16 protein-coding genes, 1 tRNA gene and 1 pseudogene are annotated in these 21962 nt (G+C 62.0%); 12 read left to right on the top strand and 6 right to left on the bottom strand.

Annotation, left to right across the window (positions count from 1 at the left end):
- Positions 1 to 505 precede the first annotated feature (505 nt).
- The 4 genes from FFA61_RS09255 (at position 506) to FFA61_RS01010 (ending at position 5175) form a co-directional block, all read left to right on the top strand.
- A complete protein-coding gene (locus FFA61_RS09255) occupies positions 506 to 2638 on the top strand; it encodes a serine/threonine protein kinase (protein WP_005962353.1) in 2133 nt (710 codons plus the stop codon).
- A 27-nt stretch (positions 2639 to 2665) separates the two neighbouring features.
- Positions 2666 to 3517, top strand: coding sequence for a DsbA family protein (locus FFA61_RS01000; protein WP_005962352.1), 852 nt, complete (start codon positions 2666 to 2668; stop codon positions 3515 to 3517).
- A gap of 83 nt (positions 3518 to 3600) precedes the next feature.
- Positions 3601 to 3676: transfer RNA gene (locus tag FFA61_RS01005), tRNA-Thr, on the top strand.
- 920 nt (positions 3677 to 4596) lie between these two features.
- On the top strand, positions 4597 to 5175 hold the full coding sequence (locus FFA61_RS01010) for a TetR/AcrR family transcriptional regulator (protein ID WP_165544459.1): 579 nt from the start codon (positions 4597 to 4599) through the stop codon (positions 5173 to 5175).
- Positions 5176 to 5480: 305 nt separating this feature from the next.
- Here the strand turns inward: FFA61_RS01010 and FFA61_RS09490 are convergent, their stop codons facing one another.
- Positions 5481 to 6605, bottom strand: a complete 1125-nt coding sequence (locus FFA61_RS09490) for a L,D-transpeptidase family protein (protein WP_278023274.1) — start codon at positions 6603 to 6605, stop codon at positions 5481 to 5483.
- A gap of 726 nt (positions 6606 to 7331) precedes the next feature.
- Positions 7332 to 8030 (bottom strand): uracil-DNA glycosylase, encoded by a 699-nt coding sequence (locus FFA61_RS01020; RefSeq protein WP_005962348.1) that lies wholly within the window; start codon positions 8028 to 8030, stop codon positions 7332 to 7334.
- Positions 8031 to 8413: 383 nt separating this feature from the next.
- On the opposite strand from FFA61_RS01020, the gene FFA61_RS01025 reads away from it, so the two are divergent.
- Together FFA61_RS01025 and groL are read left to right on the top strand one after the other, a co-directional pair.
- A complete protein-coding gene (locus FFA61_RS01025) occupies positions 8414 to 9013 on the top strand; it encodes a LytR C-terminal domain-containing protein (RefSeq protein ID WP_005962347.1) in 600 nt (199 codons plus the stop codon).
- Positions 9014 to 9983: 970 nt separating this feature from the next.
- Positions 9984 to 11609: a chaperonin GroEL gene (groL, locus tag FFA61_RS01030; protein ID WP_005962345.1), complete on the top strand. Its 1626-nt coding sequence runs from the start codon at positions 9984 to 9986 to the stop codon at positions 11607 to 11609.
- A gap of 408 nt (positions 11610 to 12017) precedes the next feature.
- Here groL and FFA61_RS01035 read toward each other — a convergent pair whose 3' ends face one another.
- The 4 genes and pseudogenes from FFA61_RS01035 to FFA61_RS01050 form a co-directional block, all read right to left on the bottom strand.
- The gene (locus FFA61_RS01035; protein ID WP_005962344.1) at positions 12018 to 12308 is read right to left on the bottom strand and encodes a WXG100 family type VII secretion target; all 291 of its coding nucleotides are present in this window, start codon (positions 12306 to 12308) and stop codon (positions 12018 to 12020) included.
- A gap of 174 nt (positions 12309 to 12482) precedes the next feature.
- Positions 12483 to 13439 (bottom strand): HD domain-containing protein, encoded by a 957-nt coding sequence (locus tag FFA61_RS01040; RefSeq protein ID WP_005962343.1) that lies wholly within the window; start codon positions 13437 to 13439, stop codon positions 12483 to 12485.
- A 377-nt stretch (positions 13440 to 13816) separates the two neighbouring features.
- Positions 13817 to 15277: pseudogene (locus FFA61_RS01045) on the bottom strand (sensor histidine kinase); the annotation flags it as partial.
- 2 nt (positions 15278 to 15279) lie between these two features.
- Positions 15280 to 15990, bottom strand: a complete 711-nt coding sequence (locus FFA61_RS01050; RefSeq protein WP_005962341.1) for a response regulator transcription factor — start codon at positions 15988 to 15990, stop codon at positions 15280 to 15282.
- 183 nt (positions 15991 to 16173) lie between these two features.
- Between FFA61_RS01050 and FFA61_RS01055 the strand changes: the two genes are divergently transcribed.
- The 6 genes from FFA61_RS01055 to FFA61_RS01080 all read left to right on the top strand — a co-directional run bounded on the left by FFA61_RS01055 (position 16174) and on the right by FFA61_RS01080 (position 21459).
- Positions 16174 to 16656 carry a PH domain-containing protein gene (locus FFA61_RS01055; RefSeq protein ID WP_005962340.1) on the top strand — a complete coding sequence of 161 codons (483 nt, stop codon included), beginning with the start codon at positions 16174 to 16176 and terminating at the stop codon, positions 16654 to 16656.
- A complete protein-coding gene (locus FFA61_RS01060; protein ID WP_005962339.1) occupies positions 16653 to 18755 on the top strand; it encodes a PH domain-containing protein in 2103 nt (700 codons plus the stop codon). Before FFA61_RS01055 ends, FFA61_RS01060 begins: the two co-directional genes overlap by 4 nt.
- A complete protein-coding gene (locus FFA61_RS01065) occupies positions 18752 to 19624 on the top strand; it encodes a Rossmann-like and DUF2520 domain-containing protein (RefSeq protein WP_005962338.1) in 873 nt (290 codons plus the stop codon). Before FFA61_RS01060 ends, FFA61_RS01065 begins: the two co-directional genes overlap by 4 nt.
- 94 nt (positions 19625 to 19718) lie before the next feature.
- Complete coding sequence (gene panC, locus FFA61_RS01070; protein WP_005962337.1) at positions 19719 to 20636, top strand: pantoate--beta-alanine ligase; 918 nt, start codon at positions 19719 to 19721, stop codon at positions 20634 to 20636.
- Positions 20637 to 20646: 10 nt separating this feature from the next.
- The gene (panD, locus tag FFA61_RS01075) at positions 20647 to 21081 is read left to right on the top strand and encodes an aspartate 1-decarboxylase (RefSeq protein ID WP_005962336.1); all 435 of its coding nucleotides are present in this window, start codon (positions 20647 to 20649) and stop codon (positions 21079 to 21081) included.
- A 216-nt stretch (positions 21082 to 21297) separates the two neighbouring features.
- The gene (locus FFA61_RS01080) at positions 21298 to 21459 is read left to right on the top strand and encodes a hypothetical protein (protein WP_165544458.1); all 162 of its coding nucleotides are present in this window, start codon (positions 21298 to 21300) and stop codon (positions 21457 to 21459) included.
- The last annotated feature ends 503 nt before the right edge of the window (positions 21460 to 21962 follow it).

Genomic DNA, 21962 nt, shown 5'->3' on the forward strand with positions numbered 1-21962 from the left:
CCTCTGTCACGCTATCACTGCTGTGCACTCGTGTACAGGGTTCTTCCCGTAATTTGTGTACGCAGTTCGATTTGCTTGCGTGCGCAGTTCGATCCATCGCTTGCGGGCAGGGTTTTCCCCGTGGCTTGTGCGGGGCTTTTGCGGCGCAGGACGGTGAGAACCCACACCTGCCGGTTTTCCCGTGGCTTGTGCGGGCTTTTCGGCTCGCCTTCAGAGCAGAGCCCTCCTTCAGAACAGGACCCGCCTTCAAAAGAGGGCCCTTCTTTCTCGCAGCACCCTCCGGCTGAGTGAAACCGGGCGCCAAGCGCGGCTGCTTGGGAGTCCCTCCCCTCGCAGCACCCTCCGGCTCAGTGAAGGCGGGCGCCAAGCGCGGCCGCCCCGAACTCCCCTTCCGCGCAGCATCCTCGGGTTGAGTGAAGCCGGGCGCCAAGCGCGGCTGGTTGGGAGTCCCTCCCTTCGCAGCACCCTCGGGCTGAGTGAAGCCGGGCGCCTGTAGGCTTGGAGCGTGAATGCGGGTGAGGAGTTCGGGGGCTACACCCTGGTGCGCTCCCTCGGTTCGGGCGGCGCCGGAACAGTGTGGCTCGCCGAGGACGGAGGCGGCGCTCAGGTCGCCTTGAAACTTCTCCACCCCGCCCTCGCCTCCTCTGAAGCTGCGCGCAGGCGCCTCGAACGTGAAGCCGCGACAGTGAACTCGGTCCGCTCCGATTCCGTCGCGAGAGTGGTTGATATCGAGACCGAAGCCTCCCAGCCCTTCATCGCTTCGGAATACATCGCCGGGCCCACCCTGGCCGCAGTCCTCAAAGAAGGTCCCCTCGACGCGAGAAGCGTCGCCGTCCTCGGCGAGGACATTCGCCACACCATCCAAGCAGTCCACGCCGCCCGCGTGATCCACCGCGACATCAAACCCTCAAACATCATCTGCTCGACTCAAGGTCCCATCCTCATCGACTTCGGCATCGCCATGAGCGACGAGGACGAGCACCTGACCCGCACGGGCCTCGTCTCCGGCACCGCTGGATACACCGCACCTGAACTACTTCGAGGCCAGGAAGCCAGCGAAGCGACGGACTGGTGGGCGTGGTGCGCGACCATGCTCTCCGCGTCGAGCGGTCGTCCGCCTTTTGGCAGCGGAGACCTGCAGGGCATCACCATGCGCGTCCTCACCGGCCAAGCCGATCTTGAAGGAATTGATCCCCTGGTCGCCCAGGCCCTCGCTCAGGGACTCTCCCCGGACCCCTCCGTCCGTGTCGCCCCAGGTCAGATCATTGACGCCTTCAACTCGGCAGCCGACTTCGCGTACGAGGTTGATCTTGATGCCGTCGATTGGCCGACCGCGTATGCTGCAAAAGCAGAACCCACTTGCGTCCTGCCCACCGATGATGCAGCCGGACGGACACGCACAATGCCAGCCCAAGGTGCGACGCCCCTTCAAGGGTCGGCGCACGAGCAGTCACAGGCTGAGGCCTGGGATGCAGGGCAAAGCGCAGATACCCCAGGTGGGCGAGGATTCTCGCAGGCAGACGCGCTCCCGGCGGATGCGACGAACGGGCAGTGGGGGTCCACAAACGGGCAGTGGGGACCTATACCTGGAGCACAAGGAGCATGGGATCCTGCTTTGGGAGGGCACCCCCAGGACTGGGCTCAGGGGGTGCCGGGACACTTTGGTGGGGCCTTTGCCCCAGTGCCCGGGCAAAATGCTGGGGGCGCAGTAGTAACACCGGGACAGGCTGCCGGGGGCGCAGTCGCAATGCCGGGACACCTGGGCGCAGGTGCGCCAGTAGCTGGACAGCTGAGCGGGGGCGTGCCAACAGCCCCTAGAGGGGCAAGCACTACGCTAAGACAAGGCGCAGGATGGGCGCCAGTCGCGCCTGAACACCTCCCCGGATGGGGAGAAGCCCCGATTGGTCAACCTCGCACATGGGACCTGGAAGATAGTGGAAGAGGATTCCCGACAGTCATACGCGCCAATCACCCCGAAGACGAGGACGAAGAAGAGCCCACATGGCTGCACGCAGACAAGTCCGGCTACACCCCCGCTCTGCCGAAAACAACATGGATCCTCGGACCCGCACTCCTCATGCCGCTGGCACTGCTCCCCATCCTCCTTGGAAGCGCAGGTTCCCTCGCCCTCGCCCTCGTCCTCTTCCTTGTGAGCTTCACAGGAGCGAACCTCCGACGACGCGAGATGCGACGAATCCGCAACGGCGGAATGAAAAGCTCCGACACAGCAGCAATGATTGCCGCCTCGCCGCTCATGTTCCTGCGCGTCCTCGCAGAACTCGCCTTCGGCTTCACACTCGCAGCCCTCATTCCCTACCTCTCATGGGTGGCCTACTCGTCCTCGACAATGGGAAACCCGAACTGGGGACTGTGGCCGAAACTCATGAGCTACCCAGGAATACCGATCAGCGCCGAGCCTCTGATCCAAGACCCCCATGGGGCCGCCTCACTGTGGGCTGCACTGTGGGCAACTCTGGTGTTGACCTGGCTGATGCCCACCTCGATTGACCTGCGAGACGGCACCAGCCGATTCTCCAAGGCGGTTTTCGGCCCCTTGTGGGTGCGCTTCATCGCTGGAATGATCAGCGCAGGAGTGGTGATTACCACCTGGTACCTCCTCACAGGAGGCCTCTCCTGAAAGCAAACTCCAGGAACCATCGCTAGGGTGACGATCGAACCGAAGAAAGGGAGGCTCATGCCCCTCAACAAGCCCCAGGACGAGGTCCGCTTGAAGGCGCAGCAAATGCGTGAAGCCCAAGCAAAGGCCGATCGTCGAACCCGCATGATCATCATCTCGATCGTCCTCATCGTTGTCCTCGCTGTTATCGCGACAGTCGCGATCGTCATCAGCAACCAGGTGAACAAGAAGAACGCGGCAATAGACGCCGACCCGGCAACAACCCTTGGGGAATACGCTAATGGCGAGCCGATCGTCTACTCCCACCTCGGCGTCGGCAAGAAGGACGAAGCCCTCCCGACCCTCACCGAATACTTCGACTACTCCTGCCACGCCTGCGCAGACATCGACGTTGCGCTCGGCCACGACCTCGTCGAAGGAGCGGAACGAGGCGAATACAACCTCGAAATCCAGCCCGTCACCACGGTCGGCATGGCCTATGAACTCCCCGCGACCTCGGCCTCGCTCATCGTTGCCAGAGAAGACCCCGAGCACTGGATCAGCTTCCACCATGCGCTCCTGTCGTATTTCGCCTCGCAGTTCAACTCCGGGAAGGGCACCGTCATCCAGGACCTCGATAAGTCTTGGGAGCAGGTGAAGGTGATCGCGAAGGAACAGGGCGTCTCCGAGGAGGTCGTCGCGAAACTTCCCCCCAACGTCGTCGAAAAGTACCTCGAAGCCTCTACCCAGGCATGGCGGGATGCCCCGATTCAAGGGCGCGGGAATCTTGGCACCCCCGAGTTCGTCAAAGACCACTCCACCGAGATTCCTCTGAGTGGTTCGAATGCCGCAGAATTCCTGTCCGTTGTGCGGGCGGCAATGGGGCTGAAGACCGAGTAAACAGTCTCTTGGATTCTCGGGGCTCGGACGTGTGCGCTCGCGGATTCGTCTGAGCCCCGGACTCCATGGCACACTATTGGCGCGCCGCCTTAGCTCAGTTGGTAGAGCAGCTGTCTTGTAAACAGCAGGTCATCGGTTCGAGTCCGATAGGCGGCTCCACTGAGAAACGGCCCCGTGTCGACGAAAGTCGGCGCGGGGCTTTCTGTTGTGCGCGGAGGTATTGGCGTGTGGGGGGCTTTCGGTCCAAGGCCGTCGATGTGCTCACCCTCGGCCGTGCAGGGCTGGTGTGTCGGGTCTTGTGTTGTGGCAGGGGCAGAGGCGTTGGCCTATCCGGGGGTTTGTGTTGTGGCAGGGGCAGGGGGTGGCCTGTCCGGGGGTTTGTGTTGTGTGCGGGGTATTGGCGTGTGTGGAGGAAAGCGTTGTCGGGTTGCTGGGGCGCCGTGGTACGTCGCGGGTGGGTGTCGCGTGTGTGGGGCTTTCTGTTGTGTGCAGGGGGCGTTGGCGTGTGTGGAGGAAAGCGTTGTCGGGTTGCTGGGGCGCCGTGGTACGTCGCGGGTGGGGACAATGGTGTTTTAAGCCTTGGTGCGGCGTGATCCGGGCATCACGGCAGGGCGTGGGCAGTTCAGTACCCCCTGATTGTGATCTCGATCTGGTGCGGGGCTCGCTGTGCCGCTCGAGATCATGTGTGGGGTGTGTGGGCAGGGGTGTTGGGGGCTGGTGTTGACCCTGGTTGTGATCTCGACGTGGTGTGGGGTCTGGTGTGCGGCTTGAGATTGTGTGTGGGGTGTGTGGGCAGGGGTGTTGGGGGCTGGTGTTGACCCTGGTTGTGATCTCGACGTGGTGTGGGGCCCGCTATGCCGCTTGAGATCATGTGTGGGGTCGTCGCCGACGCAGGAACAGAGGAACGGAGCAACCGAGGAGCAGAGGAGCTGCGGAACAAGGGCCACGGCGCACATTCTTTTGACCGGGGAACGCCTCTTGCCCTGAATAGAGTTTCATGGCGACCCTGTTTTTCTGCTAAGAAACTCTCATAGGAAACTTAGGCAGCATCGTCGGGTTTTTGAATGGAGATCAAGGTAATGAAGAAGTCGAGCGAAGAACAACGCAGGCGTTGCCTCGACGGAGTCGTCAACCTATGGGCTGAGACTGGTAAAGCATTCACGATGAGTGAGCTGGCGACCTACCTCAAAATGTCGAAGAAGACCCTCTACGTCCTCTTCGAGGATAAGGAGGAGATGATTCTGTCCGCGATCGACCAGTGGTTCGACAAGGTCAAGGCCGCGAAGATGCAGATCCTCTCAGATCCGGATTTAACGACGGTCGAAAAGGTCCGCCTGGTGATGATCGTCCAGCCAGAAGGTTACGGGCCTGTTGCGACAAGCAGCTTCACGGAGTTTCTGAGTGAACATCCCAGGATTCATCGCCACATTGTCAAGAGACTCCAAAGTGGGTGGGAACCGATCATTGAGTTTCTCGCTAGAGGGATGGAGGCCGGAGAATTGCGCCGAGTCAACATCTCTATCCTCAGGACCATTGTCGAAGCAGCCTTCGAGAAGCTCCTTTCCTCTAAGGAGGCGACGAAGGACTGGGAGCACAGCCTCGAGGAGATGATGGATCTCATCATTGGTGGGCTTGAACCCAGGGGTGAAGGACAGTAGGGACGCTGTGTTCGAGGTGGTCTCTGTGAGCACTCCGGATCCAGGTGCTGTCTCGCCTTCTCAGCGAATACTGTGAGTGATCCTTGTGAACACCCCGGATCCAGGACTGACGCGTATTCAGAGGTGATGAAGGCTGAAGGCCGACTCGCCCCCGGATCAGGGGTATCAACAGAGTTGAGGTGCGCCGAAAGGCCGACTCGCCTCCCGGATCGGGGAGAGGTCGAAAGAGCAAAGGCCCAACGAAAGGCTCACTCGCACCTAGATCCGTCGGTTTGTGAGCACCTAGATCCATCGGTTGCGGGGCTTCAGTACAGGTGGACGGTTGTGCCCGAGGGGATCGTGTGGTTGATCCAGTAGGCGTCCTCGTACCTCATGCGGATACAGCCGTGCGAGATGTGCATGCCGAGACGACTATCGAGGGGCGTGAGGGTCCCCTGGTAGTAGAGGGTCGAGTGGAAGAGGTAATCGCCCCAGATTTGTGTCCACCAGTAGGCGGTAAACCCGTTGCCGAAGGAATGCCCGCGCGAACCGATGGAGTAGGTCCCCGTAATCGTCGGAGTCGAAGGGGCGCCGACCGAGCACGGCCAATCATGCTGCGGCCACCACGTGCCGTCGCGCCAGTAGAAGCCCGTGCAATAAACGGCAGAAGTGTCGACGAGGATCAGGTAGTTCGTCGGTGAGTACAAAGACTTCGCGCGGTCCCAGTCGTACTGAAAACTCGCCCGATCCGTGATCCACGCACCGGAGTAGTGATCGAAGAGATTCCACTTCCAGCCGATTCCCTCCCAATCGGTTGCCATTGCCCCCGAGCCCTTGAGGTAGTACCAGGTTGAGCCCTGTGCGAGCCAACCGGTGTACATTGCGCCTGAACCGTTCAGGTAGTACCAGGTGCCTTGGTCATTGAGCCAGCCGCTCGCCATTGCTCCGCTGGAGTAGAGGTAGTACCAGTAGCCGCCGACGGCTTGCCATCCTGTGGCCATGGCGCCGGAAGGGCTGAGGTAGTACCAGGTTGAGCCCTGTGCGAGCCAACCGGTGCGCATCGCACCTGAAGCAGCGAAGAAGTACCAGTCGGAATCGAGGTTCTGCCACCCCGTGAGCATCTCGCCAGTGGGAGCCAAGTAGTACCGGGCTCCACCTTCGTTGAGCCAGCCGTGCACTCGAGCACCTAGCGCAGCCGGATCACCGTAGTACCACTTCGAGTTAAGTGAGAACCAGCCGAAACGAACCCCCTGAGGTGTTGAGTAGTAGTGCTCGCCTTCAGGAGACGTGAACCATCCATCAACGATGAAGCCCTCCGCGTTGAATGCGTAAACAACGCCGTCGATCTTGCGGACTTTATTCGTCGCGGCAAGGCCGGTTTCAGGGTCGATGTAGCGCCTCTGAGCACCTTCGCCAACCCAGCCGCTCCCGGATTGAGGATTCTCAGGCACTTGCGTCTCAGCCCCGTCCTCGCTGCTTGCTCCAGAAGTAGAAGGAGCTGTGGGGAGGGAAGTAGAAGGAGCTGTGGGGTGGGAGTCCTCATGAGGGCTGCTGGTCCCAGGATTCGGGGGAGTCGGTTGCTCGAAGCTTGACGGTCGAGGCGTTGGTGACTCCAGAGAATCAGCCAGCGCGACCCCTGGAGTTGCAATGAGCGCGAGGACGAGTCCGATGACGGTTCCACTGCGGCGGAAAGCCTGCCTGATTGAGACAGCCATGCGAGCCTCCAAGGGAAGAAAAGTGTGTCGACGAGATACCCGTATCATAACGGCGCCCCATAGGCATCTGTGGGCCACGGAGCAACAAGAGCGCGCGCAATCCCCTGTGCACGAGTGCCTGTGTGCGAGCGTCGAAAAACTCTCTTCTCGGGAGGAGGACGTCCCCAAGCGCTGCCTTCAGTGCTCGCGATAGCCGTCTTGGGGTCGCCTTCGTGTTGTTCTTCCGCGCTTCGTGCTCTCCTTCTTAGTGGCGCTCGACTCTGAGAAGAGAGTCGACACAGGGGAGAGATCCGACTCAGAGAAGCGAATCGGCTCGAGGAAACGGAAACAAGGGACTGTGAGGGGGCCGGTCAGCTGAGAGGAGGCATGCCGACTCATAGGACTCAGCCAGCCGAGAGGACCCAGCTGACCCGAGGGCCCAGCCGACTCGAGGGGCCGACCAGCTCAGAGGCTCCAGTCGGTTCAGAGAGCCCAATCGACCGGGCTCGCTCCCTGGGATTCGAGCAGCGCATTCGCCCTCGAAAATGGGCGGGAACCGAAGAAACCGTAGCGCGCGGACATGGGGGAGGGGTGGGAGGACTTGACGATCGGCACTCCCTCGAGGCGAGGCTCCAGAGTCTGAGCGTCCTTTCCCCACAGGATCGCAACAAGCGGCAAACGATTTCCCGCATCGTCCCTGCGGTGAACGAGGGCGTCGATCGCGCACTCGGTGACCTCTTCCCACCCGCGCCTGCGATGCGAGCCCGGAGCACCAGGTCGAACCGTCAACACCCTGTTCAAAAGGCACACGCCCTCACGCGACCATTTCCGCAGATCACCGGAGGAGGGGCGGGGCGCGCCAATATCCGACTCCAATTCCGCGAAGATGTTCTGCAGTGAACGCGGGATCGCAACCCCTGGAGCAACAGAGAAACTCAAACCCATCGCATGCCCCGGCGTCGGGTAGGGGTCCTGGCCGACGATCAGGACTTTCACCTGCTCGAATGGGTAGGTGAAGGCCCGAAGGACATCCGTTCCCGCAGGCAGGTAGTTGTGCCCTTGGGCGATTTCGGCGCGCAGCATCGCTCCGAGCTCGTGGATTTTTGGCTCAACCGGGGCGAGGGCTTTCGCCCAGCCCGGATCGATGAGGGCGGATAGTGGCTTCGGAGAAACATCAGTCACCCCTTCAGCCTAATGCGGGAGCCCCTCGCTTCGGGGGCAACGACGAGGACGGGGCAGCGAAGACATGAAGGCGGGTGTGAAAACTCTCCGGTGGCTTGCTGCGATGGGGAAGGCGAAGCATGGAACACAGGGAGACACCGCGGTGACCGACAATGCTCCACCCTGTCGGTGTGGCGAAGCATGGAATACAGGGGAGACACCGCCGCAGCGGGCTTGTTGTGAGTAGAGGGGCAAAGCGCTGCATCCGGGAGTGAGTGGCGAGGACAGAGGACAAACCTGCGCCAACAACTTCGAGGACGCTCAATCCAGGAGTAAGTGGTGAGGACGGGGCTCGCCCAGTGGAGCTGCGAGCGCAAGCGTGCTTCGACGGTTAATCTGGCACCGTGAGCTCTCAGTACCCCCGTGATGAATTCGACCTTGCCGGCGAAGACATGCCAGTCGGCATGCATCGTCCCGTGCCTTCGCGCTGGAAGGCAGTCCTGCCCTTCCTTGCGATTCTCGTCATCGTGCCATTGCTCGCCTGGGGGGCGAGCAGCTACTTGACTCATCGAGATACGTCGAATAACAACGCGAACTCGACGCCCGCCCAGTCGGGCAACCAAGCTCAATCTGCGGATTCTCAGCCCATGTCAACTGACCAGAATCAGTCCACTGAAGAGCCTCAGCCGCAGCCCAGTCCTGCCGAGCAGCCACAGTCGACTCCACCTGAGCCGATCGTTGACCACAATGTGAAGATCTCGGTCCTTAACGGAACTAATCAGGCCGGTCTCGCCGCTGCTCGTGTCTCTGATCTGGCGAACGCGGGATTCCTTGGTGCTACTGCTGCGAACGCGAACGGTTGGGCCAGCGAAATCACCGTCATCTACTACGAGGATCCGAACCTCGAGGCGACTGCAAAGGCCATTGGTCAGACCCTCGGCATTGATAATGTCCGCACCACCACTGGGCTGGGTGATCCGGATGTGGTCGTCCTTCTGCGCTGAGGATGCGCCGGTGCGTTCTTCGTTAGGCGAGAGCCTTTGACGTGATGAGGTGGCCGCTCGGATGAGCCGAGCGGCCACCTCTGTGTTTGTCGGGGGTTGGTCTTCTGTGTGAGAGCCTGTGGTCGAGCCTCTATCAGTCTTCGCAGGTCGTGCTGCCCTTCTGGGTGCGAGGGGCCTGGGCGCTTCCTCTGTGGATTCCAGGTTTCCCGTCGTATTCCTGCCCTATGACGGCCATTTCTGCCGGGAAACCTGGAATTGGGCCTCGCAATTGCGGGGAAACCTGGAGTAGAGAACGCAGCTCGAGCGGGCTTGCATGTGTGAGTGGGGATCGGCTGCGCGAACCCGCATATCGGAGTCGGAATGGCTGCGCGAACCCGCATATGAAAGTGGGAATGGCTGCACGAACCTGCATCTGGCGCGCGAGCAGGCATTTCGATCCCCTCGGCGAGGGCATTCACGACACGCCGCGCTTCTGGCGCACAAGCAGGGCAGCGACGCACGGGCAGGGCAGTGGTGCGCGGGTAGAGCAGCGGCGCACGGGCGGCGCATCTGGCGCGCGAGCAGGCATTTCGATCCGCTCGGAGAGGGGCCTGCACGACACGCCGCGCTTCTGGTGCACAAGTAGTGCAGTGGTGCGCGGGGTGGGGCAGTGACCCATGAGAGTGGCACTGGTGCCTCAACGAACACATGCTCTGCATGAGTGGCTTGCTCAGCACTGCGCCTCCGGGGACCTGGCCTGCCATAGCAGCCCGGGCATCGTAAGTTTTGCTCTCAGCCGAGCGCTGAACCCCTCACTCGTCTTGCACTCGCATGGGTCGAGTGCCAGACTTGGCGTTGGCACTCGCCAAGGCAGAGTGACAAAACCATCGGGTCGGTGAGAGGCGTCGGTCGACGACACAGGGTCGAAGACAGGCTCCTCGTCCGTCGCGGGCACCGCCCCTGATCCGCATCGCGGAAGGAACCAGACAGAATGTCCAAGATCATCCACTTCGACGAGGAAGCACGCCGCGGCATGGAGCGCGGCCTCAACCTCCTCGCCGACACCGTCAAGGTCACCCTCGGCCCCAAGGGCCGCAATGTCGTCCTCGAAAAGAAGTGGGGCGCTCCGACGATCACGAAGGACGGCGTCTCCGTCGCCAAGGAGATCGAACTCGAAGATCCCTTCGAGCGCATTGGCGCCGAACTCGTCAAGGAAGTTGCGAAGAAGACCGACGACGTCGCAGGCGATGGCACCACCACCGCCACCGTCCTCGCTCAGGCGCTCGTCCGTGAGGGGCTGCGCAATGTGGCCGCCGGGTCCAACCCGATCGCCCTCAAGCGCGGCATCGATCAGGCCGTCACCGCCATCGTCGCCCAGCTCCACGAGGACGCCAAGCCGGTCGAGACGACCGAGCAGATCGCCGCGACCGCTTCCATTTCGGCCAATGACACCGAGATCGGCTCCCTCATCGCGCAGGCCTTCGAGAAGGTCGGCGCAGAGGGCGTCGTCACCGTTGAGGAGACCAACTCCTTCGACACGACCCTCGAGACGACCGAGGGCATGCGCTTCGACAAGGGCTACCTCTCCGCCTACTTCGTCACCGACACCGAGCGTCAGGAAGCAGTCCTCGAGGACGCCTACGTCCTGCTCATGGACTCCAAGATCTCGAACGTCAAGGACATCGTCCCCGTCCTCGAGAAGGTCATGCAGACCGGCAAGCCCCTGCTCATCGTCGCCGAGGATGTCGAGGGTGAAGCCCTCGCGACCCTCGTCGTGAACAAGATCCGCGGCACCTTCAAGTCCGTCGCCGTCAAGGCACCGGGCTTCGGTGACCGTCGCAAGGCGATGCTGCAGGACATGGCGATCCTTACCGGTGGCCAGGTCATCTCCGAGACCGTGGGCCTCTCCCTTGAGAACGCCGACCTCGAGCTGCTCGGCCGCGCCCGTAAGGTCGTCGTCTCCAAGGACGAGACCACCATCGTCGAGGGTGCTGGCGACAAGGATATGATCGACGGGCGCGTCCGCCAGATCCGCCAGGAGATCGAGAACACGGACTCCGACTACGACCGTGAGAAGCTTCAGGAGCGCCTCGCCAAGCTCGCCGGAGGCGTCGCCGTCATTAAGTCCGGCGCTGCCACCGAGGTCGAGCTCAAGGAACGCAAGCACCGCATTGAGGACGCGATCCGCAATGCTCGTGCGGCTTCCGAAGAGGGCCTGGTCGCCGGTGGCGGCGTCGCTCTCATCCAGGCCGCCGATCGTGCACTCCCGGCTCTCGAGGGCCTTGTCGGCGACGAGGCGACGGGCGTGAATATCGTTCGTATCGCCGTGTCCTCGCCGCTCAAGCAGATCGCTGAGAACGCGGGCCTCGAAGGCGGCGTCGTCGTCGACCGCGTCTCCTCCCTGGAGGCGGGCTACGGCCTTAACGCTGCGACCGGCGAGTACGGCGACCTCATGGCGGAAGGCATTTCCGACCCGGTGAAGGTCACCCGTTCCGCCCTGCAGAACGCGGCGTCGATCGCTGGTATGTTCCTCACCACCGAAGCTGTCGTTGCCGACAAGCCCGAGCCCCCGGCTCCGGCTGGTGGTGAAGACGCCGGCATGGGTGGAATGTACTGAGCCGAGCCTCTACTCGACCGGCCACGAGGCGCTGGTTGAGACCTCTTTGCGCGGGGGTCGTCCTTTTCGAGGGCGGCCCCCGCGCCTGCATGAGCCTTTGGGGGAAGGGGGGAGGTGGCGAGCTCGCTCCAGTGGGCGCCCCCGCGCCTGCATGAAGCGGACCGCTCCACCATTGTCAGCTCTCCTGAGGCTTGGGCGGCCCCCGCGCCTGCATGAGCCTTTGGGGAGGGGGCGGCGGGGAGCTCGCTCCAGTGGGCGCTCCCCGCGCCTGCAGCGAAGGCGCTCGGTACCCGTCGGTTCCTCGCGGCGTTGGAGGGCGCTCCCCGCGCTTGCAGCGAAGGCATCCAGGAGGCGGATCTTCAGTGGGGGCCGAGCGGAGGGCCTCGCGCCTGCACCAAAGGCGAAGAATCACCCGGCGAAGAGCGAAGCGGAGCGGGCCTCGGCTTCCTCATACACTGCCGCTGCCTCGCCCATACGAAGGCCGATCGCATCCAAAGAGGCCTCGACTTGGGCCTGAGTAGCCCTCCAATCCGTGATACACGCTTGGAAGCCCGCTTGCGCAACCCCAGTCCATGAACCCTCCAGAGCCAACAAGTCAGCCATCAGGGCTTCGACCTGGGAACGTATCTCTGCGCTTCTTTGACCGACTCTGGCGGCACTCGCGCTCACCTGGGCCGAATCGATCGTGTACATCGCCATAGGACCTGTCCTTCCGTGTGAATACGCCGATCTTTTCCGGCGCTTGCACGACAGGCTATGAAGATGCGCTCACGTACGCTTCGCCCCCGCCCTCGCCTTGTGGAAAGACACAGCTGCCCCGATCCTTGTGGACCGGGGCAGCGAAACCTCAGGACACTGAGAAGACAAGCCTTGTCACTTTGAAGGAGTGGAAGGCAAATCGAGTGCTTCGATCGCCATCTCCAAAGATGATGCGGAATCCTCCTCGGAAGAGAGCACTTGAGTCTCCGGAACCGGTGCGATCTTCGGAAGCAGCCCGGTGGAAGTGAACTCGTCCGGGCTCGCTGACGCCTTCTTCTTCAACTGACGGCGCTTAATGATGATCGTCCCCGTCGCAGTCCGCCCTTCATCGTCGATCGACCCGGAAGGATCAGGCTCGGCCTCGTCTGCGGAAGAATCGTCCGCACAATCGCGCAGGGCAGAATCCAGTTTCGCGAGTTCAACCTCAAGGTTTGCTCGCGCCGCCGAATCCCAGGCTTCACCAAGAGGAGACTGGTAGAGGGGATTGAAGGACAGGAGCTGCTTGACCACGGCACGTCGAGCGCGAAGGTACTCGGTCTCCTCAACATCCGATAGCTCTGCGCGCAGGTTCTCCCGGAATTTCTTATATTCCTGCGGGGAAACAGCCAGCATCGCAAGGTCGGCATCCACGAGGACCTGTGCATCCACGTCCGTGCGGGGCGCCCGGTGGCGGGCAATGTAGGACAAGAGCTCGGCAACCCTGTCGATAACGTCTTCACTGACACCGAGCTCCAAGAGACGAGTCCGCGTGATGTGCACGCACAGATTCTCAGCCGACACAGGGTCAGTGCCTTGAACGCGGATCGAGAGGCAACGGTTCAGCGCAATACCGTGGTACCAGGCGGCAACCCGCAGGACATCGGGGTCGTGCGAGGTCGCTGCGAGCTCGTCGATGTGCGCGAGGACATCAATGAGATGGCGGGTGTTGTGGAGGCGGCGCTCCGGAGCGGACCAGTGCGCAACCAAGTCGCGGGCCTCGGCGTCGAGGCGCTCCAAAGAGGCGCTCGCACCGATTTCCTGCATCGTGTCAGTGAAAGAACTGAACAGCCATTGAGGCGCTTCTGCCCCCATAGTCGACTCTCTCCTGAATTCGGGAATACGGCCAGAATCGTAGCCACTTCGACGAGGACCACCATATCGGGTGGCGATTCTCACCCCGTGATGTGCTCTTCGCCATCCTCAGTTTTCGGCGCTTCGACGCTTTCCCGAGGGCGATTCGCCGTGCCCGAAGAGGGTGATTCGTCAGAGGAAGAGCCTTGCGAGGACACCTCGGGTGGCAGACCTTCCAGCGCGGAAGATTCAGCTGAGTGGGAATCCTGCCCGGTAGGCTCGGGCGAAGCGTTTTCCGAGGAGGCAAGCGTGGGCGTTGCGTTTTCCGAGGAGGCAAGCTCGGAGCTCGCGCAATCCTGCGCAGAGGAAGCTTCGCTCGAAGCAGAAGGGGCCGAGCGGGTGATCGGCAATTCGATCCGGAGGGTGAGCCCCCCGCCTTTCGTCTTGGTCAGCCTCGCATTGCCCTTATGCGCAGCAAGGATGGAGGCGACGATCGCGAGCCCGAGGCCCGAACCTCCGCTAGTGCGAGCCCGGGAAGAATCGGAGCGGTAGAAACGCTCAAACACGCGAGTTCGATCCGAATCGGCGATACCGGGACCGTGATCTCGGATTTCGACGACCGCATCGCACCCGACTCGTCCCAGGGCGATCTCAACAGGAGAGCCTTCCGGCGTGTAGCGGACAATATTGCCAATCGCATTCGTGAAGACCTGGGAGATACGGTCACGGTCGGCGCTCACCACCACAGTCATGGGCGGGCGATGCCCATTGAGGGAGCACAGGCGCACCGTCCTCGTCGGGTCCAAGGCCTGCAGGTCGAAAACCGCGTTATCCGCCAATTTCACGAGATCCAAGTCCGTGAACTCCAAAGGGCGTCCTTCGTCCAGCCGCGCCAGCGTCAGCAGATCCTCGACAAGGGTCGCCATTCGTTTCGATTCGGATTGAATACGCCCCATGACCTCGTCGACGCGCTCCGAAGGCACGCCGCCCATCGAATAGAGCTCGCAATACCCGGAAATCGCGGCGAGTGGAGTGCGGAGCTCATGTGAAGCATCTGAGACGAAACGCCGGATCTTCTTCTCGGAGGCCTGACGCGCCTCGAAGGACTGCTCAACCTGCGTGAGCATCGCATTCAATGACAATGCGAGGGAGCCGACCTCTGTGGATGGGGGAGCGGAGGGGACACGCCTTGTGAGGTCACCTGCGGCGATTTTCCCCGCCGTCGATTCAATCTCTCGCAAAGGAAGCAGAGAACGACGCACGAGGGACGAGCCGATCGTTGCTCCGACCATGACGATGACGAGGCCACCGATCATGAAGTAGGCGGCTGTCGTGCGAATCGTGCGTTGCACATCGGTCAGTGGAAGCGCGACCGTCATCACGCCAATCGGCTCATGGGTTTTCTCGGCGTAGATCGGGAAAGCGATCGCACGCCAATTCTCTCCCGAGCGACTCGAAGCAACTGTCACCGGCCTCGTGATCTGATCCTCGGTATCGGGAACATCTCCGACTCTGAGCAGTTCGGGGATTTTCGGAGTGCCGGAAACTTTGAGCGTGCCGGGATAGTAGTAAACCGCGTCCTCACTTCCGGGCAGCGTACTGCGAATGTAGAAGAGCGTGGGGAAGACGGAGATGCCCTTTTGTGCTCCAAAATCGTTCGCGCTCAGTGCCGAGGGCGCGGTGGTTCTGAGCTGTTCGTCGATCTGGGAGACGAGGTGGCGTTGCAAAAGGCCCAGCATGACTGTGCCCGACATGATGAGGCCGAGGGCGAGGAGCGCCGTAATGAGGCCGACGAGCTGGGAGGAAAGAGGACGACGCTCCCAGAACGCTCGAAGATAAGCGAGTGGGCCACTGCTCACGGTCAGTCCTCGGCGCGCAGGATATAACCGACGCCGCGCTTCGTGTGGATGAGCTCCCCGGAGGCGCCTTCGACGGCGAGTTTGCGACGCAGGTAGGAGATATAGGATTCCACGATCGCGGCTTCGCCATCCCAGTCGTATTCCCACACGTGGTCGAGGATCTGCATCTTTGACACGACGCGCCGCTCATTGATGACGAGGTAACGCAAGAGCTTGAATTCGGTGGGCGACAGGTCAATGGAGACCCCCGCCCTTGTCACTTCGTGGGCGTCTTCGTCGATGACGAGGTCGCCGACGCGCAAGAGGCCGTCGTCTTCTTCAGCCCCGAGAGTGCGGCGCAGGATCGCGCGAATACGGGCGACAACCTCTTCGAGGCCGAAGGGTTTTGTCACATAATCGTCTCCGCCGACGGTGAGCCCCTGGATCTTGTCGCGCATGTCATCACGGGCGGTGAGGAAGAGAACGGGGATTTGTACGCCCGCTTCGCGTAGGCGACGCGTCACGGTGAAACCGTCCATGTCGGGAAGCATTACGTCGAGGACGATGAGGTCCGGGGACTCGTCCATTGCTTGACGATAGGCGGAGTGTCCGTCGGCGGCGGTCGACACTTCGAAGCCGGCGAAACGTAGGGAGGATGCGAGCAGGTCGCGGATATTCGGCTCGTCGTCAACGACGAGGAGGCGGGCTTCGCCCTCGGAGTTTTGTCGTGACATGAGTTCATCTTCGACCAGGAAACTGGATGTTCGCTGGGAGTTGGGTGGAAGGGGGTGTGTCCTGTGGGTGAGGCGAAGAGCTGTCTCGCCAAGAAGCGAGGCTGTGAGACGATAATGGGCGCTGTGAGACGATAAAGGCTCGCAAACAGCCCACGATCTGGGCAGTATTCGAAAGGCGTCGCAATGACCGACCCCATGGCTCCGGTAGGACTCGAGTTTCATCCGGTATCTCAAAAGCTTGCGCTCGTGCGAATCATCTCCTCAATGCTCGGCTTGCTCCCAGTGCTCATCGCATCCGTCGTTGCTGCACGCCTCCTGACCCCCTTGTTCTGGATCGTGTTCGCGGTTTTCGTGTGCGTCTCTGTCTGGGACCTGTGGTTCATCTCCCGTCAGGTCAAAGCGATGGCCTTCGCCCTCGCCGGGGATGAGTTCTGCATTCGTAAGGGCATCATGTTCCGTCGTCTCACCCTGATCCCCTATGGTCGGATTCAGTACATCGAGATCTCCGAGGGGCCGATCGCGCGCATGTTCGGGATTGCGGAGATTAAAGTCCACACCGCCTCGGCGCACACCGATGCGACTTTGAATGGCGTGCCCGTTGATGAGGCGGTGCGTCTTCGTGACATGCTCGCCGAGCGCGGCTCTGCTGAACTGGCGGGCCTGTGAGCGCCGGAGGGGGTGCGGCCCCCAAGATCCGCGCAACTGAGGGAGCGATCGCCGAAGGGCAGTGGCGCCGCCTGCACCCGCTTTCCCCGCTGATCAAAGCGTGGAAAGGTGTGACGGTCCTCCTTGCGATTGTCTTGTTCCAGAACACGAACCTGTTCGTCAATACGCTGTCTTCGAATTATGCGCATTCCCTCGGTACCGGTCGTATCGTCTTGATCGCAGTCGGGGGGCTCTTAGGGCTTGTGCTGATCCTCGGTTTGATCTCGTATTTGTCCTGGCGGGTCACCCGCTTCGCGGTCACCGATAGTGGCGTCTACTACCGCTCCGGGATCCTTTTGCGGACCTTGAAGCAGGCTCGCCTTGAACGCATCCAAGGTGTTGACATCCAACATCCTCTCCTAGGGCGTGTCTTCGGGCTCGGCACGATCGACATTGAGGTCGCGGGCGGGGCCGGATCGAAGGTTGCTTTCGGCTTTTTGAAGACCCAGGAGCTTGAGGATCTTCGCGCAGAAATCCTCGCGCGAGCTTCAGGAGTTTTCTCCGATGCCACGGTGGCCCAGGCCGGGAGTTTTGCCCCCCATCACAGCAAGGCGGGCGTCCCAGTGCCGGGTACGAATGCAGGCTATGGAGAAGGAACGCCCTTGCCACCTGCGGGAGCGTCTTCGCCCAGCGCGACTGCGGGAATGACTCCGCGCCGTTTCGCCCCGTCCGCCCCTGAACGAGTGCTGTACAAGGTGCCGAGCGGACGGCTCCTGGGTTCCCTCATCCTCACCAGCGGCGTCTTCGTCGGCGTCCTCGTCCTCCTCGCAGTGCTCGTCGGAGTCGGCGTTCTCACTACCCTGATCGGGGCTGGGGGCCTATCCGGGGTTGTCGGTCTCCTCCCGATCCTGCTGGCCATGGGGGCGATAGTCTGGAAGCGCTTCGCAGGCGAGTTCAATTTCACCGGAGCGGTGTCACCCGATGGCATCCGTACACGTTCGGGCCTGCTTGAGACTCGTTCACAGACGATCCCTCCGAACCGAATCCATGCGGTTCGTATCCAACGCCCGTTGCTGTGGAGGTGGGTCGGCTGGTATCGGGTGACGATCACTCAGGCAGGTTTCGCAGTGCAGAACCAGGAGGAAACCAAGAAGGGCTTTTCAACAGACCTGCTTCTCCCCGTCGGTACGAGGGCGGATGCGGAGCTCGCTTTGTGGCTCGTCGTACGAGACCTTGGCGTACCCGACCCTCAGGCTTTCATGAGCGCCGCTCTCGATGGGACGGGAGAAGGTGTCGGCTTCATCCCTGTTTCCACGCGAGCCAGGATTCTCGATCCGCTGGTCAAGAAACGTCGCGCCGTCGCTTTGACTCAGACCTGCCTCGTCATCCGCGATGGATGGTTGAGCTGGGACCTCTCGGTCATTCCCGTTGAGCGTGTTCAGTCCCTCAAACTCGCTCAAGGACCCCTTGAACGTCGCCTTTCCCTGGCTGATGTGGAGGCGCAGATCGTTCCAGGTACAACCCCCTGCAGGGCGCGTCACCTCGATGTCTCAGCCGCCGTGGCGCTGAGTGAGGGTTTGCGAGAACGAGCGCGGATTCGGCGTACGAAGGAGCCGCCCGAGCGTTGGCTCTCGCGGGTCCAGTCGCGTCTCGACTTCGAAGGGCGCACCGGTGTGATCGGCGAGGCCGGGGCAGTGCTTCCTTCAGGAGCGCAATCCGCCTCGTCGATGGCGGGCGGTCAGAGCAGACTCTATTCGCAGCCCGGGGTGATTCCGTCAGCAGTGCAGAGCCCGCCCCTCATGCCCTATCCGCAAGGTGGGCAGCCCATGCCCTACCCCCAAAACGGGCAGCCTATGCCCTACCCCCAGGGCGGGCAGCCTGCGGCTCAGGCCCCGAGTGGACAGCCCGCGCTGAACGGGCTCACCACCCCGTTCCCCTCGGCTGGGCAGGCAGGGCCATTCCCACAGGCCACAACTCAGCCGCAGATCGCGCACCCCGCGCCGATCCCTCCGAACGGGCAGCCCGCTCCTTTACCTCCGAATGGGCAGGCAGGGCCAATCCCTGAGATACCGCCCCAGGCGTCGAGTGCGCAGCCCCCTTTCGCTGAGGAGCACTCGTGAGCGCAGGGCGCCTCGGGATCGGACTCATCGGGGTCGGCAAGTCCGGTCCGATCATCGCTTCATCCCTGCGGGCCGCCGGACACGAGATCATCGGGGTTGCCGCCCGATCAGCGGAGGCGGTCGAAAGAGCCGACGCCTTCCTCCCCGGAGTCCCCGTTCTTCCCATTGAGGAGATCGTCGCTCAATCTGAACTCGTCCTCCTCGCCCTTCCTGATGAGGAAATCGCTCCCCTCGTCGCGGGACTTGCAGAACTTGGCGCTTGGAAGATGGGGACGATCCTCGTTCACCTCGCCGGCCCCTATGGCACCGGCATTCTCGCCCCCGCCCACGCTCAAGGCGCGATTCCAGTGGCGATCCACCCGACGATCCGTTTCACCGGTTGGAGCGTCGACCTGCAGCGACTCACAGGAGCGCCCTTCCTGGTCACTGCGCCCGGCCCATTTCTCCCGATCGCGCAGGCGCTCGTCGTTGAAATGGGAGGCGAACCCATCATCATCGAAGAGGACGCGCGTCCCGGAGTGCACGCCGCCCTCACCCTCGGCGTCAACGGAATCGCGATGGGAGTGATCCGAGCCTTCGAAGCGTTGAAAGCTCAAGGAATTGAAGAACCCTCCCTTATCGCGGGCCCCCTCTTCGGACAGACGACAGATGTGGCCCTCAGTGAAGGGGAGGCTGCCATTGCCGCCCCTATCACCAGGGCGGATGCCGAGGTCGTGCGCTCACACGTGAAGGCCCTTGCCACCCTCGGCGATGATGCCCTCAATGCTTACGAGGCCGGGGTCCGTGACGCCGTCACGATGCTGCTCTGCCGAGCTCGCCTGAACGAGCGGGACGCTGACGCTGTGCGAAGCGCCCTCCTGGAGGGATGAAAGTCCCCGGTGTGCGCCTGATTTCACGTTCAGCGTGGTTAAAGAAACTCTCTTCGCAGTGGGAATACGCGCTACAGGGCGCGACAATGGAGGCATGACCCATCGACCTGTCCTCACCCGTACGCGGGAAGAACTCGCCGCCGCCCTCGCAGATTTGAAGGGGACTCGCGCCCTCGTCATGACGATGGGTGCCCTGCACAAGGGACACCTGCAGCTCGTCAAACGCGCGAAAGAACTCGGCGACCACGTGGTCGTCACGATCTTCGTCAACCCGACCCAATTCGCCCCCGGAGAGGATTTCGATGCCTATCCGCGCACCCTTGACGCGGATATGGCGGCTCTTGAAAGCGTCGGTGCCGATCTCGTGTGGGCGCCAAGCCCCGAGGACGCTTACCCCGAGCCGGTTGACCTCAGCATCGACCCGGGTCGTATTGCGCATGTCCTTGAAGGCACCGCCCGCCCCACTCACTTCGCTGGCGTCGCCCTCGTGTGCACGAAGGTCGTGGGACTCGTCCGCCCGGACGTTGCGCTTTTCGGTGAGAAAGACGCGCAGCAGCTCGCGGTACTGCGCCACGTCTTCTCCCAATTGGATGTGCCCGTCCGCGTTGAAGGTGTGCCGATCGTCCGTGACACCGATGGCGTGGCCTTGTCTAGCCGCAACCGCTACCTCTTAGAGGACGAACGAGTGCGCGCCCGATCCCTGTCGAAAGGGCTCGAAGCCGGTCGTGAGGCCGCAGCCAATGGTGCGAGCGCCGAGCAGGCCGTCACAGCAGTCCTTCAGGTCCTTGAGACCACTGGGGGGATCGACGTCGACTACGTTGCCCTCGTCGATGAAGGGACCTTCGACATTCTCGCTGGAACGCCCGGTGTCGCCCTCGTGACTGAAAAGGACGCCCGGCCCGCCACCATGGTGGAAGGTGGGCGAGCCTGCCGAATCCTCCTCGCCGCGAAAGTCGGGACAACCAGGCTCATCGACAATCTTCCCGTCATCTTGGAGGTGGAGCGTGGCTGAGACCATGCGAATGGAAGTCATGCGCCCGATGATCCAGGGCAAGATCCACCGGGCGCGGGTCACCGGCGCAGACCTACACTACGTCGGCTCGGTCACAATCGACGAGGATCTGCTTGACGCCGCGAATATTGTCGAGGGCCAGCGTGTTGATATCGCGGACATTGACAATGGCAAGCGCCTGTCGACCTACACGATCGCAGGACCCCGGGGCTCTGGCGTTGTCCAGCTCAACGGGGCTGCAGCGCATTTGGTGAGCGTCGACGACCTTGTCATCATCATGGCGTACTGTCAGGTGCCCGAGTCCCAGGTGCGGGGGTGGAAGCCCGCGGTCGCTTTCGTGGACGAGCACAATCGCATCATTGAGACCGGGGATTCTGCGGGGCGCGTGCCCGAGGAATCCGAGCGAGCTCGAGAACTCGGCCTGAAATCTGCGGGGAAGCCCTGAGAATCGGGGTGGCAGTTGAGGGTCCCCCGGGAGGGCACGGTGCCTCTGTAGTGGAGCTGACCGAGATCCAGGGTCTTGGAGTCCCCTCCGCGAGAGCACTGTGCCTCTTCACTTCCGACCCCTTGGGGCAGGTGTTTTTGAGAAGGAACCGGATTCGGACGCTGTGGAACTGTTCATTCCTCCCGTGTGATTCCTCCGAGCATGGAAGCGGACGAGGTGAGCGAGGCGATTGAGACGATCGCAACTCGGCTCATCGGAGCCTCTACTGAGCTATCGGGCTTGTGTGCAACGGCCTGCGAGAATATGAGCGAGGTCGTCACGAGTGCGGAACTCGATGAGGAGAACATCGCCGAAGCATTCAGGAGACTGGAGGTCTGATCCGTGGCGCAGACACAAGCAGAGGGCATTGACACCGCATTCGATATCGGCGATCTCTGCAGAGATCCGCCAACTGGCAACGAAGATTGCGGACCTAAGAACCGCTACTGAGGACTTGCTCTTGGAAGAGACCAGCCTCATGCAGGTGTCGGTGGATGCCTGGAGGGCGAGGACCCGCGTATGAGGGGCTTCCGCATGGATCTGGAGACCACGACGAGAAAATTCGGCGATCTTGTGGAGCGTGCTGCGAATGTGTTGAGAGCGCTTGCTGCTCAGAGTCCACTTCAAAGGGGTGGGGCTGGTGCACTGTTTGGTGACGGTAAGGCTTAGGTGCCTCGTGCCGATTGAGTCATGATGATCTCCAATTCGATTAGAACAATGGTCGAGACAGGCTTGTCTGCGGCGTCCGTCGTAGGCATGGTCGATCCAAAAAGGAGGGTCGAATCCGGTGCGTAGCAGTCTGAACGCAAAGCCATCCTCTTGCGTGTCAATCCAAATGCAGA

Source organism: Schaalia cardiffensis F0333, assembly GCF_005886435.1.
Lineage (GTDB): Bacteria > Actinomycetota > Actinomycetes > Actinomycetales > Actinomycetaceae > Pauljensenia > Pauljensenia cardiffensis.